The sequence below is a fragment of the Acinetobacter sp. G18 genome, from assembly GCF_052660225.1.
In genome coordinates, this window is record NZ_CP109658.1 from 989,504 (window position 1) to 1,003,707 (window position 14,204).

At 39.9% G+C, this 14,204-nt stretch carries 12 protein-coding genes; 3 read left to right on the forward strand and 9 right to left on the reverse strand.

What is annotated here, in order from left to right:
- Window positions 1–64: 64 nt before the first annotated feature.
- From tolA to NE363_RS04685, 9 genes are all read right to left on the reverse strand, one after another.
- The gene (gene tolA / locus NE363_RS04645; RefSeq protein WP_445535924.1) at window positions 65–1,477 is read right to left on the reverse strand and encodes a cell envelope integrity protein TolA; all 1,413 of its coding nucleotides are present in this window, start codon (window positions 1,475–1,477) and stop codon (window positions 65–67) included.
- 3 nt (window positions 1,478–1,480) lie between these two features.
- Window positions 1,481–1,933 (reverse strand): protein TolR, encoded by a 453-nt coding sequence (tolR, locus tag NE363_RS04650; RefSeq protein ID WP_002052868.1) that lies wholly within the window; start codon window positions 1,931–1,933, stop codon window positions 1,481–1,483.
- Window positions 1,933–2,631, reverse strand: coding sequence for a protein TolQ (gene tolQ, locus NE363_RS04655; protein WP_004699890.1), 699 nt, complete (start codon window positions 2,629–2,631; stop codon window positions 1,933–1,935). The genes tolR and tolQ overlap by 1 nt, the downstream gene beginning before the upstream one ends.
- Before the next feature lie 24 nt (window positions 2,632–2,655).
- Complete coding sequence (gene ybgC / locus NE363_RS04660; RefSeq protein WP_004699892.1) at window positions 2,656–3,063, reverse strand: tol-pal system-associated acyl-CoA thioesterase; 408 nt, start codon at window positions 3,061–3,063, stop codon at window positions 2,656–2,658.
- Window positions 3,064–3,275: 212 nt separating this feature from the next.
- The gene (locus tag NE363_RS04665; RefSeq protein WP_445535925.1) at window positions 3,276–4,610 is read right to left on the reverse strand and encodes a M20 family metallopeptidase; all 1,335 of its coding nucleotides are present in this window, start codon (window positions 4,608–4,610) and stop codon (window positions 3,276–3,278) included.
- A gap of 205 nt (window positions 4,611–4,815) precedes the next feature.
- Window positions 4,816–5,820: a Holliday junction branch migration DNA helicase RuvB gene (gene ruvB, locus NE363_RS04670; protein ID WP_002052424.1), complete on the reverse strand. Its 1,005-nt coding sequence runs from the start codon at window positions 5,818–5,820 to the stop codon at window positions 4,816–4,818.
- A gap of 8 nt (window positions 5,821–5,828) precedes the next feature.
- On the reverse strand, window positions 5,829–6,428 hold the full coding sequence (gene ruvA, locus NE363_RS04675) for a Holliday junction branch migration protein RuvA (RefSeq protein WP_016146147.1): 600 nt from the start codon (window positions 6,426–6,428) through the stop codon (window positions 5,829–5,831).
- A gap of 8 nt (window positions 6,429–6,436) precedes the next feature.
- Window positions 6,437–7,105, reverse strand: coding sequence for a hypothetical protein (locus tag NE363_RS04680; RefSeq protein ID WP_445535926.1), 669 nt, complete (start codon window positions 7,103–7,105; stop codon window positions 6,437–6,439).
- Window positions 7,105–8,445, reverse strand: coding sequence for a deoxyguanosinetriphosphate triphosphohydrolase (locus NE363_RS04685; RefSeq protein ID WP_004699901.1), 1,341 nt, complete (start codon window positions 8,443–8,445; stop codon window positions 7,105–7,107). Before NE363_RS04685 ends, NE363_RS04680 begins: the two co-directional genes overlap by 1 nt.
- A 309-nt stretch (window positions 8,446–8,754) precedes the next feature.
- Here NE363_RS04685 and purL point away from each other — a divergent pair, with 309 nt between their 5' ends.
- The 3 genes from purL to NE363_RS04700 all read left to right on the forward strand — a co-directional run bounded on the left by purL (window position 8,755) and on the right by NE363_RS04700 (window position 14,200).
- Window positions 8,755–12,588, forward strand: a complete 3,834-nt coding sequence (purL, locus tag NE363_RS04690) for a phosphoribosylformylglycinamidine synthase (protein ID WP_445535927.1) — start codon at window positions 8,755–8,757, stop codon at window positions 12,586–12,588.
- An 82-nt stretch (window positions 12,589–12,670) separates the two neighbouring features.
- On the forward strand, window positions 12,671–13,876 hold the full coding sequence (locus tag NE363_RS04695) for a multidrug effflux MFS transporter (protein WP_445535928.1): 1,206 nt from the start codon (window positions 12,671–12,673) through the stop codon (window positions 13,874–13,876).
- Window positions 13,877–14,074: 198 nt separating this feature from the next.
- Entirely contained in the window at window positions 14,075–14,200 is a 126-nt protein-coding gene (locus NE363_RS04700; RefSeq protein WP_311069430.1) for a KGW motif small protein, read from the forward strand.
- The last annotated feature ends 4 nt before the right edge of the window (window positions 14,201–14,204 follow it).

A 14,204-nucleotide genomic window follows, 5' to 3' on the forward strand; every position in this document is an offset into this window, starting at 1 on the left:
TGTGACTGTGGATTTTGTAACATAGTTACATGCCTTAAACTATTTAAAGCATGTAACAAGATACTTATTTTGCAGTAAATGTTGAACTGAATGATCTTGCTTCGCGTCTAGCATCAGGATCAGATGGCATAGGGTAAGGCGCAGCAGAACGAATCGCTGCTTCGACACTGGCTTTAACATCTGGGTTGCTAGAGCTAACAATAACTGATAATACAGCTCCACTATCGCTAAGAGTGACACGCGCAGTTGCTTTTTGACCTGATGTTCCTGCTGGAATATCCCAAGCATTTCTAATTTTCTGCTCAAAATCACGCTTCGCTGAAGATGCAATTTTTTTAGCTTCACCCTTTTTCTGAGCAGCTTCTTCCTGTGCTTTTTTAGCAGATGCAGCTTTTGCTTCGGCCTCAGCTTCAGCTTTACGTCTTGCATCTTCAGCCGCTTTTTGCTGTTTCGCTTTTGCGTCAGCATCAGCCTTATGCTTGGCATCCTCAGCCGCTTTCTGCTTTTGAGCCTTTGCGTCAGCATCAGCTTTACGCTTGGCATCTTCGGCAGCTTTTTGGTGTTTAGCTTTTGCGTCAGCATCAGCTTTACGCTTGGCATCCTCAGTCGCTTTTTGCTTTTGAGCTTTTGCATCGGCTTCAGCTTTACGCTTGGCATCTTCAGCTGCTTTTTGGTGTTTAGCTTTTGCATCGGCTTCAGCTTTACGCTTGGCATCTTCAGCTACTTTCTGCTGTTTAACTTTCGCCTCTTCAGCCGCTTTGCGTTTAGCATCTTCGGTTGCTTTACGAGCTTCATGTTTCGCTTTTGCCTCAGCTTCAGCTTTACGTTTTGCTTCTTGCTGTGCCTGAAGTTTTGCATTTTCTGCTTCACGTTTTAGTTTTGCCTCGGCCTCAGCTTTTCGTTTAGCAGCTTCTTCAGCTTTGCGAGCCTCACTTTGCTCATGTTTGGTTTTTGCCTCAGCTTCAGCTTTACGCTTTTGTTCGGCTTCAACTTTTGCAGCTTTTGCCTCAGCTTGACGCTTAGCTTCAGCTTGCTGCTTTTGAGCTTCCTCTAAATGTTGTTGTTCCGCAGCTTGCTTCGCTTTAGCAGCTTCTTCGGCTTTACGTTTTTCCTCAGCTAATTTTGCTTGCTGTGCCTGCTCAGCTTTTTGCTTTTGGGCAACCAGATGTTGTGCTGTGGGCGGAGGAGGAGGAGGTGATGGTACTGCTGGAAGATTTTGAGGAAGATTTTCATCCACAATTGGGCTTAGAACTTCTTCTGCCTGATTTTCTGCTGTAGTTTGTGGCTCAACTTCTTTTGCTAAAGGCGGTGGTAAATCTTCTGGCTTAACTAAAATAGTAGTTAGCTTTTTGGGCTGTTCAGGTGGTTTACTCAAGCCTAAAAAAAGCAAGCCGACAATAGCAATTGCATGAACTCCAAGTGTGAAGCCCAATGCAATCGCATTCTGTTTAAAAGGAGGCTTTTGATTTTTGTTCATAGCTTATTTTAAAGGCTCTGTCAGAAGGCCAACTTGAGTTAAACCTGCTTCTTGTAAACTTGCCATCAATGATACGACTTCGCCGTAAGGGCGCGACTTATCACCATTCACTAAAACCGTAAGCTGTTTGTTTTCCTGCTCAGCTTGCTTTTGTGCTTCACTTAAAACAGATTCAAGCTTTTCACGAGAAAGTGGCTCGTTATCTTTATAGTCTTGGTATTGAAGATAAATATTGCCATCTTTACCAATCGTTACCATGGCTGGCATATCTTTGGATTCAATTGGACGATTATTTGCCTGAGGTAAGTCGACTTTAATACCGCTAGTAATCATGGGAGCAGTCACCATGAAAATAACTAAGAGTACGAGCATTACATCGATATAGGGTACGACGTTCATGTCACTTTTTAATGGTTTTTTTATGCGCTCAAAGCGCCCTGAACGTTGAATAGCCATTATGCATCTTCCTGTGATGAACCCACAGATTGACGTTGCAATAATGCAATCATTTCTTCGGCAAATAATGCGCGGTCAGAGTAGACGCTTTCACCTTTAGCCGTAAAGTGGTTAAAAGCGAGTACTGCAGGAATGGCAGCAAATAAGCCAATTGCAGTTGCAATAAGTGCCTCAGCAATACCCGGTGCAACCGTTGCTAAAGTCACTTGGTCAACGGCAGCTAAACCAATAAAAGCATTCATGATTCCCCACACTGTACCGAATAAGCCGATATATGGGGCAACAGAACCGATACTTGCTAGAGTGCCTAGACCATATTCAAGAGTACTTTGATCACGACTTAAACCAACACGTAAAATACGTTCGGTACCTTCGATCGTTTGAGAGGTAGAAGCATGGCGCTTTTTAAGTTTGAAAAATTCACTCAGCCCTTGATAAAAAATATCCTCAAGACCTGAACGTTTTGAGTTGAGTTGTGCGTTGTTATAGAGCGTATTGAGTTCAGCACCAGACCAGAACATTTTTTGAAAATGTTCATCACCTTGACGTGCCTTTTTATAACCCATATGTAACTTGGCAATCAAATACCAACTAAAGATTGATGCTAACAATAAAATTAGCATGACCAATTGGACGACTGGACTTGCTTGTAAGATAAGGTCAGAAATATGCAGGGTTGATTCAATGTTTGTTGCCATAGTTACATATGCCGGTTGCTTTTTTTAGTCTTGTTCCAATTCTTTACGAATAAGATCACGTATTTCTTCTGGAAGACGACGAGCTACAAGTTCTTTACTTAAACATGCCAATTCAACCTCGCCAGAAGCAAGCAAGATTTCACCACGATAAATATTTTGTTGCAACACAAATGACGCAGCTTTACATGAAACTACACGTGCTGTAACAGTAATTAGGTCATCCATTAGGATAGGACGCATGTATTTTACGTCAATTTTGTGAACAACAAAGTTGTAGTCTTTTTGATGCCAGTAATGATCAACACCAGAAGCACGAAGCCATTCTGTACGGGTACGTTCCATGTAGCGAATGTGGTTGGCATGGTAAACGATACCGCCTGCGTCCGTATCTTCGATATAAACACGAATATTGAATTCAAAATGATTCGCCATGAGAGTATTCCGTTTTAGTTCACTATAGAGCTTTATATTTAAAATATGACTTTGAATAAAACATTCGTTCTATTCAAAAGCCATACATCTGCTTTTAAATACGGGGCAGTTTAGCAGATTGCATACTAAGTCCTATGGCACAACCTTTCAATTGCGATTGCTGTATTTCTAATCTAAAAACGCTACATCTTATAGCTGGCAAGCTTTTTAAGTTAAGAGGGCTTCCATGAAGTTTGAACTTGTTTTGATATATTCGGATAATCTAATACGAATCTGACGTGTAGTTCTGTTCCAGTTTTTAAGGCTTTATTATCTACAATAAAATAGGGGCTATGATTTGGTGCAGCTTGAGTTAAGTCCTGATTTTCTGGTGTTGCACCTAAGAAAACAAAGAATGATGGCATTAATTTGCCATAATAGGCAAAATCTTCACTTGCGCTTGCATTATGATCCAAAACATGAAGTTTTGAGTCTCCAACAACCTTGACTAAAGTTGGTTGAATAAACTGAGTCAGTGCTTTGTCATTCATGGTCACTGGCGCATAAGGTGCAATTTCAACTTTGGCAGTCACATCATTGGCTTGAGCATTATGCTCTATCATGACTGGTAAACTTTTTAAGATATTTGCTCGTATTTGTTCGTTATTAGAGCGGATAGTCCCGACCATATTGACCTGTTCGGGAATTACATTTCCTGCTGTACCACCTTGAATATTCCCAATACTCACTACACCCATACCTTGAGTGAGGTCAGTCCTTCGGCTAATAAGGCTTTGTAAATTATTAATCATTTGTGCAGATGCATAAATTGGATCTCTACCTAACCAAGGGGTAGAACCATGTACCTGCTTGCCGTTGACCTGAATACGTAAATGGTCTGCACTATTTAAAATAGCGCCACCTTTATAATAAAGGTGGCCACTTTGCATACCAGATATGACATGTATGCCAAAAATGGCTTCAGGTTTATAGTCTTTAAAAGCTCCATCTGCGATCATTTTTCTGGAGCCGATTTGATCACCTTGTGTGAAATTATCTATATCTGCTCCACCTTCTTCAGCAGGTTGAAAAACAAAGACAACCGTACCTGATATTTTATCTTTATTGGCAGCTAGAATTTTTGCTGCACCTAATAGCATTGCGGTATGGGCATCATGTCCACAAGCATGCATCACATAAGTTTCTTTACCTTGATAAATTGCTTTTTGTTTACTCGCAAATGGAACACCACTTTTTTCTTCCATAGGTAGTGCATCCATGTCGGCTCTAAGCGCAATAATAGGGCCGGGTTTATTACCTTTTAAAATACCTACAACACCTGTTTTTGCATAACCTGTTTTGACTTGAATGCCATAAGACTTTAATTCTTTTTGAACAAGTGCAGATGTTTTAAATTCCATATTGCCAAGTTCAGGATTTTGATGAATATGTTGTCTTAACTGAATGACCTGATTTTCATTTTGTTGTGCGGCATCTTTGACCCAATCTGCTAGGCTCAGTTGACTCATGAGGGCAAGTGGAAAAATTAAAGCGGCTTTTTTGTACATGTCCTTATCCTAAAAATATTATTTTCCATAAGATTTTATATCTAGATTTCTTATAATTCAGTTTTTAAAAATATTAAAAAATCAATAAGGTATAAATATAGACTTAAAAGGTATAGAGTAGCTAATGTATTGATAAGACAATTATTATTTGAGTTGAGAAGAACAGTTAAATTAAAAAAAGGAAGAGAAAACTCTCTTCCAGTGCTTAGTTTTTAGGCTCAGGTGGCGTCATGCCAAATTGTAAATAAGACTGATTGGTTGCGATGCGTCCTCGCGCAGTACGCATGACATAACCTTGTTGAATTAAATAAGGCTCAATTACATCTTCAAGTGTACCGCTGTCTTCAGCCATAGCTGCTGCAAGCGCTTCAACTCCAGCAGGACCGCCATCAAAACGCTCGAGTAACATGCTCAAATAACGACGGTCTAGCGTATCTAAGCCAGCTTTATCGACATTAAGCATATCAAGCGCACGCTGTGCCATTTCATGGGTCACTTCACCTGTACCTTTCACTTGCGCATAGTCACGAACACGTCTTAATAAACGATTGGCAATACGAGGTGTTCCGCGTGAGCGACGAGCTACTTCTTCTGCACCTTCAACTGTAATCGGTACATCCATAAGGTTTGCAGAACGTGACACAATATGAGTTAAGTCTTCTACAGAATAGAACTCAAGACGCTGCACAATACCAAAACGGTCACGTAGTGGTGAGGTGAGTAAGCCCGCACGTGTAGTTGCAGCAACTAGAGTAAAAGGCGGTAAATCAAGTTTAATTGAACGAGCAGCAGGGCCTTCACCAATCATGATATCAAGTTGGTAATCTTCCATAGCTGGATACAGAATTTCTTCAATCACTGGAGAAAGACGGTGAATTTCATCAATAAATAAAACATCACCTTCTTCAAGGTTGGTGAGCATCGCTGCTAAATCACCCGCACGCTCTAAAACAGGCCCTGAAGTAGATTTAAGGTTGCCACCCATTTCACGCGCAATAATATTGGCAAGCGTGGTTTTTCCTAAGCCCGGTGGACCGAAAATCAGTGTGTGATCGAGTGCTTCACCACGACCACGAGCCGCACCGATGAAAATTTCCATTTGCTCGCGTACAACTGGCTGTCCAATATAGTCGGCAAGTGAAGTCGGTCGAATAGCCCGATCAAAATGATCTTCAGGTTTTTCTGTTCCACTGATTAGACGGTCTTGCATAAGTGTATTTACTTCATCATAGATTTAAGAGCAGCACGAATAATATCGGCTGATTCAGTGTAATCGGCTTTAACCGCAGCTACAGCTTTTTGTGCTTCAAGTGGTTTATAACCTAAAGATTGCAGTGCAGCTTCTGCTTCTGCAACAGGAGAGTTTGCAGCAAATTGAATTTGAGGCATAGTTGCTGCAGTTGAAGTGCCTTGAGCCAAGGTTTTAAAACGGTCACGTAGTTCAATCATTAAACGTTCAGCTGTTTTTTTGCCAACGCCCGGAACTTTAACCAATGTATTAATATCATCATGTTCAATGGTATGAACCAACAATTCAACACTTAATGTAGACAAGATACCCAATGCCATTTTAGGGCCTACACCATTTACTTTTAATAAGGTGCGGAAAATAGTTTTTTCTTGAGCATCGCTAAAACCGTAGAGCTGCTGTGCATCTTCACGCACAACCAAATGCGTCCATAGTGTAACTTTCTGGCCTTTTTGTAATTGGCAAAATGTTGAAAGTGGCGTATCAATTTCATAGCCCACACCATTTACATTAAGTAAGACAGTTGGGGCTTCTAAGGCAAACACTTCGCCAATTAAACATCCGATCATTGAATCTTTCACTTATTTGTTAATGGTTGAATAGTAGATGCCATTTGTTCTAAACGCAAAATGGCTTTTAAAATTTCTTTTCGATTTCGTGTGGATTTTATCCATGTAGGTAGACGTGAAAAATAACTGTTATTACCAGTCTGTTTAGTTCTTTCTCTTAAATTATCTTCAACGAATATTTTTAATTCTTTTAAATGTGCAGGGCTATAAATGTATATGTCTCCATGCCTACTTGAAGTTTTTAGATAAAGTTCAAGACCATAGTGTGTAAAACCAAATTTTTGGTCTAAAACAAAAGCTACATTATATTTTTCAAATTTTGAAAATTTTTGGCATAGATGACATTTAGCTTGAATATACGGAGGGTAAGCTCCTGAATTATTCATCTTTTGATTTGCTTTGAGCCATGACCCACCACAACTTTGGCAACGCTGGTAAGTTGTGGCGTAAAAATGGCCATTGTAACGACTCGATATTGAGCTCTCTTCAGCTTTAATTTGATAACAACAATTTAAACAACTAAAAGAAAAAGTTCCTTGATAAGGCGCATTTACTGGTGACAAAGGACTGTCATATTTTAGGATACTCAGATGAGAACATTTAGGACATTTTACCCACTGATCTGAATACATAAAAGATGATGGATAAAGCCCTCTATCAACATGTCTACTTATCATTAAAACAGACCTATTTTATTACCTTGTAGCTCTTGCGCCAAGCTATAAGCCTGATGATCTGAAAACTTACTAATAATATCGAGTACCTGCATGATATTGCTGTAGTGGTTATTGCTAAAGCGGGCACCGTACAAATGAAGGATCGACATTAAACGTTGTTCTTTAAAGCTTAAAGATTTATGCGGCATGGTTAATGGTACAAACGCGTCAAGAATAGTTTGCAAACTTTGATGTGCAATAATTTCTAAACCAGACTTCTGTGGGTGTTCAAAGATTTTTTCACGCGCCAGATTTTTGGCTGTTTCAATCCCTTTAGCAATATCTGGTGAGCAGTATTGTAAAAGGCTACCTTGCAGCTGACCTGTAATAATTTCATACTGATGTTTGGCAAAAGCGGTAGTGACTTCATCAACTAAACGTTTCATGACACGACCACGTAATGCCGAAATTTTTTGTTGCCATGTACTACTTGGCATTGATAACTCTTCAGGTTGGCCATAATCTGCAATTAAATTCAGAAAAATGGGTTCAACTTCTTGGTAATTCAGCATATTTAAAATAATGCCATCTTCTAAATCAATGAGGGCATAGCAAATATCGTCTGCAGCTTCTAGTAAATAGGTAAGCGGGTGGCGGCAGTAATGGTATTCACCTAATTGAATGAGACCAAGCTGTTCAGCAATTTGCTTTAAAATTTCTTTTTCAGACTGATAACAACCAAATTTGGCTCGTTGATGTGATGGGCGATCACCTTGCGAAGCTATTGTTTTTGAAAGCCAAGGATATTTTAAATATGCGCCTAAGGTCGCGTAAGTTAAACGCATACCACCATCGTCTGGATGGTAGTCAATACGGGTTAATAGGCGTAAACCTTGAGCATTACCTTCAAACTGACGAACATCGGCTTCTTCTTCGGGAGTTAATTTTTTTAGAAAATCATTATGTGATGCATCGTCAAACCATTCACGAATTGCATATTCACCAGCATGACCGAAGGGTGGGTTGCCAATATCGTGAGCAAGGCAAGCTGCTTGAATGATTGCGCCGACATCGGCAGGAGATATCCAAACGGGCAATTCATCTTTTATTTTTTCGGCTGCCAGCATACCCATGGAACGGCCAATACAGGAAACCTCAAGGGAGTGAGTTAAACGGGTATGGATCCCGTCATGCTGTGCTAGAGGGTGAACTTGAGTTTTACGGTTTAACTGACGAAAACTTTGTGAAAATATAATGCGATCATAATCTTTATGAAATGGGCTTCGAGCCAATTCTGTACTGCTTTTTTTACTACCTAAACGAACTGCAGAAAGCAGTTCTAACCAACGCATTTGTTCCATTTATCATTATTCAAAACTATAAAGCCTGATCATGCCAAAAAAAACTTAAAAGCACTAGCGTGGTGCGACATAGTTTGTCTTAGTTCAGGTTTTATTATGTTATTGAATAAACATGAAACAATTTATTTTTACCTATAATGCTTAAAAAAATGATTTTGAACAAAAAACACATCACTTCTTGCAGAATTAGGTTACAGAATACTGATTCTACATCTAGCTGATTTTAGCAAGACACAGTAGAATATGCGCTCTCTCTAAAGTCACATTGCGGTAAGGTTCACAAGACCTGCCCGTGGAGCCAAAATCAACATGTTTATCGTGGCCGGTGCAGCAGCACATTCTTCTTTTAAGAAAGCTCAACTATTAACACGTTTATCGTCAATTAGTTCTGTTCAATCTTTTGACAGCCAATGGGTCTATTTGTTTGATCAAGCGCTCAACGAGCAGCAACATCAATCTGCTTTGCAATTATTAAATGACGGTGAGTCTTTTGAACTTCGTCAAACTGCAAGTGATGAGATTCAGATTTTAGTAACACCACGTGTGGGTACTATTTCACCTTGGTCTTCTAAAGCAACTGATATTTTCAAGAACTGCAATACGCCAGTTCACCGTTTAGAACGTGGTCTTTTATTTACGTTAAAAGGTGTTTCTGAAATTTCTAATGAAGTAAAACAAGTACTTCATGACCGTATGACAGAAACTGTTTTTGCTCAAATTGATGATGCAAAAGCGCTCTTTTCAGAAACAGCTCCAAAACCTTTAAACTCAATTGATATCTTGGGTGAAGGTAAAGAAGCTTTAGTAAAAGCCAACAACGAATTTGGTTTTGCGTTATCTGAACAAGAAATTGATTATTTAACTGAAGCGTTCACTCGACTTGGCCGTAACCCAAATGACATCGAGTTAATGATGTTTGCACAAGCAAACTCTGAACACTGTCGTCATAAAATCTTCGGTTCTGAATGGACAATTGATGGTGAAAAACAACCATTATCATTGTTCCAAATGATTAAAAATACTTATAAAGAATCACCAACTGATGTGTTATCAGCATATAAAGATAACGCTTCTGTAATTGTTGGTTATGACACGATGCGTTTTTATCCAAAAGCAGATGAAAATGGTCATTTTGTCTATAAATATAAGAGCCAAGCCGCTCATATTTTAATGAAGGTTGAAACTCACAACCATCCAACAGCAATTTCTCCATTTGCTGGTGCTGCTACTGGTTCAGGCGGTGAAATCCGTGATGAAGGTGCAACTGGTCGTGGTGGTAAACCAAAAGCTGGTTTAACAGGCTTTACAGTTTCTAACTTAAATATTCCTGGTTTTGAACAACCTTGGGAAGAAAACTACGGTAAACCTTCACGTATGGCATCGCCATTACAAATTATGATTGAAGGTCCATTGGGTGGCGCGGCATTTAACAACGAATTCGGTCGTCCTGCATTAAATGGTTATTTCCGTACTTTTGAACAAAATGTAAATGGTGAAGTGAAGGGCTTCCATAAGCCAATCATGATTGCTGGTGGTTACGGTAACATCCGTCCTGACCATGTAGAAAAAGATGCGATTCAACCAGGTGACTTGCTCATTGTATTGGGTGGCCCTGCAATGTTAATCGGTCTTGGTGGCGGTGCAGCATCTTCTGTAGACAGCGGTACAATGGGTGAAAGCCTTGACTTTGCTTCTGTACAACGTGAAAACCCAGAAATGGAACGCCGTTGTCAAGAAGTGATCGATACATGCTGGCGCTTAGAAGACTTCAACCCAATCGTTTCTGTACACGACGTTGGGGCGGGTGGTCTATCAAATGCAATGCCTGAACTTGTAAATGACCACGAGTTAGGTGCAGTTCTTAATCTTCGTAAGATTCCTTCATTAGAGCCGGGCATGAGCCCAATGGAAATCTGGTCAAACGAAGCACAAGAGCGTTATGTTCTTGCAATTCGTCCAGAGTCTTTAGAGCAGTTCGAAGCAATCTGTGCTCGTGAACGTTGTCCATTTGCCGTGTTAGGTGAAGCAACTGAAGCACGTCATTTAACTGTTGAAGATCCATTGTTCCAGAACAATGCAGTTGATATCCCAATGCAAGTGATGCTTGGTGGTACACCGCGTATGCAACGTTCTTATGAAACAATTGAGCGTAAAGGTAACGAATTTGACGCTTCAAAAGTTGATTTGAAAGATGCGATTTTCCGCGTATTGAAAAACCCTACAGTTGCGTCTAAGTCATTCTTAATCACTATTGGTGACCGTTCAATTACTGGTATGGTTGCACGTGACCAAATGGTTGGTCGTTGGCAGATTCCTGTTGCTGATGCAGCAGTAACGACTACAAGCCTACAAGGCTTCACTGGTGAAGCAATGGCGATGGGTGAACGTCCACCAGTTGCATTGTTAAATCCAGCAGCATCTGCTCGTTTGGCAGTTGCTGAAGCAATTACTAATATTGCATGTGCAAACATTGAACAAATTAGCGATATCAAACTTTCTGCAAACTGGATGGCTGCTGCTGGCCAAAAAGGTGAAGACCAAGCATTGTTTGAAGGCGTGAAAGCGATTGGTATGGAAATGTGTCCAGCTTTAGGAATTGCGATTCCTGTAGGTAAAGACTCGCTTTCAATGCGTACAACTTGGAACGAAAACGGTGAAGATAAAGCTGTAACATCTCCAATGACAGGTGTAATTACAGCATTTGCTCCAGTAACAGATGTTCGTAAAACTTTAACACCTGAACTTAAGAATTTAGAAGATTCAGTACTTGTACGTATTGATTTATCTAAAGGCCAGTTCCGTTTAGGTGGTTCGATTCTTGCGCAAGTATATAAAGCAATCGGTTCAATCACTCCAGACGTTGATAGTTTTGATGATTTCAAAGCGTTCTTTGCTTTAATTCAAGATTGGAACAACCGTGGCTTGATTCAAGCTTACCATGACATCGGTGATGGTGGTTTACTCGCAACTGTTGCTGAAATGATGTTTGCTTCACGTCTAGGTGTTGCATTAGAAGACCAAACTCCAGCAAGTTTATTTGCTGAAGAAATTGGTGCAGTTCTTCAAATTAAGGCAACTGATTGGGACGCTTTACAAGCAGAAGTTGCTGCATCTAGCTTGAAAGATGCAATTGCTGTAGTTGGTCATGTAAACAACACAGATCAATTATCTGTAAATGGTTTGACTTTAGAGCGTGCAGAGTTACAACAGGCTTGGTCTGAAGTATCTCATCAGATCCAACGTTTACGTGATAACGTTGAAACTGCTGACCAAGAATTTGCTTTAATTGCAGATAAATCACATCAAGGCTTAATTGCTAAACCAACATTTGACTTGAATGAACCTATTGAAGCACCGTTCATTAACACACGTCGTCCTAATATGGCGATCTTGCGTGAGCAAGGTGTAAACGGTCATATTGAGATGGCGGCAGCCTTTGATAAGGTTGGTTTCAATACCGTTGACGTACACATGAGTGATTTACTTGCTGGTCGCGTTAGCCTAAGTGATTTTGAAGGTTTAGTGACTTGTGGTGGTTTCTCTTACGGTGACGTAATGGGTGCTGGTGGTGGCTGGGCAAAATCTGTATTGTTCAATGCGAAGTTACGTGATCAGTTTGAACAATTCTTCCACCGTGAAGGTACGTTTAGCTTAGGTATCTGTAATGGTTGCCAAATGTTGTCACAATTAGCACCGCTTATTCCGGGTGCTGAACACTGGCCACGTTTCCACCGCAATATGTCAGAAGTTTTTGAAGCGCGTAGCGTAAACGTTCGTGTTGAAAAATCTGTTTCTGTATTACTTGATGGTATGGAAGGTTCGATTTTACCAATTGCTGTTGCACATGGTGAAGGTCGTGCAGTTGCAAGCGAAGCTAACATAGCAAGCTTGAATGCAGCTAACCAAGTTGCATTGCGCTATGTTGATAGCCACGGTAACCCGACTCAACATTATCCATTGAACCCGAACGGTTCGCCGGAAGCGATTACGGGTGTAACGTCTAAAGATGGTCGTGCAACGATTATGATGCCACACCCAGAGCGTACTTTCCGCGCAATTCAACACTCTTGGAGTCCAGAAGAGTGGACTGAAGATGGTGCATGGTTACGTATGTTCCGTAACGCACGTAAGTTTATTGGTTAATATAAAAATTGAAATAAGCCACCGTAAGGTGGCTTATTTGTATGTAGTACAATGTGAATAGAATAAATAGTAGAGAATAAAAATGAAATCAAAAATCCATTTCCGTGAGTTTGCACTTCTGATGGCATTACTCATGTCTATTGTTTCTTTTTCAATAGATGCAGTTTTACCTGCTTTAGGTGAGATTGGACGAGTTTTTAACTTAAAGAATAATAATCAGACACAATGGGTCATTATTGGTATTTTTTCTGGTATGACGATAGGGCAACTCATTGCTGGACCACTATCTGATGCGATCGGACGTAAACGCATTTTATTTGCTGGGATCATCATTTACTTTTTGGGAAGTTTATTGTGCTTTACCACACAAAGTTTTGAATGGTTTTTAGTAGGGCGCTTTATTCAAGGTATTGGGGTTTCTGGACCTTACGTTGCCTCTATTTCGATTGTGCGAGATAAATATAGCGGTACTCAAATGGCCCATATCATGTCCTTAATTATGATGGTCTTTATGGTTGCGCCAGCGATTGCACCAAGTCTGGGACAGCTTATTATCCATTTCTTTGGTTGGCGTGATATTTTTGTTTTATATATGGTCTACGCCACAGTTGTTGGGACATGGGTGGCTTTACGATTAGAAGAGACGCTACTTCCTGAAAACCGTTTACCTATGCGTTTACAAGCATTTCAAGAGGGCTTTAAAGAAGTCGTAAGTAATAAAACCACCATGAGTTATTTGCTATGTGCAGGCTTTTGCTTTGGTGGATTTATTGGTTATTTGGGAACTTCTCAACAAATTTTTATGCAGCAATTTGGTAAAACTGGGCAAGAATTTAGTGCTTACTTTGCTGTGCTTGCTGGTGTGATGGGAATTGCTTCATTTACCAACTCTAAAATTGTCATGAAGTTTGGTATGCGTCCAATTTGTATTTATGGCTTTCTAGGTTTGTGCTTAATTTCTTTGGTTTTCTTAGGAATTCAACTTTTAGGCGTGGCTGTGTCATTCTGGATGTTTATGCTTTATGCCTGCATTTTATTTTTATTATTTGGAACTTTATTTGGTAATTTAAACGCGATTGCAATGGAGCCAATGGGGCATGTTGCGGGAATGGCATCGGCTATTATTGGTGCAGCTTCGTCTGTATTGTCACTTATTCTTGCCTCTATTATTGGGCAATTATATGACGGGACATTAATACCAATGACCTGTGGTTTTGTCATTTTGTGTGGTTTGGCTTTCGCTATGACAATATATGAGAATAGATATTTAAAGAAATCGGATGCTTAAAATTATAGGGATGAAGATAAATCACTGAATTTTCAAATTTCTTCAAACTAATAGTTGCGTATAGATTGTTGAAGCTCTTGAAGCATTTAAAAAAACGTATAAGAGTATAGACAGCTTACTATTTAACCCCTTATGCTTTATTTGAGGTTGGTTCAATTTTTGCTTTCTCTGTAACAACGATAAAAATCGGAGATCAAAATGATGAAAAACAAAAATCATATAGGAACGATGTCTACAAAGGACAGAGGTTGGCGCTTATTTGGCTTGGCGCTTGCTATTCAAATTCTTTTTATTGGAGCAAATTATTTGGCACTGATGAGCTGACTTT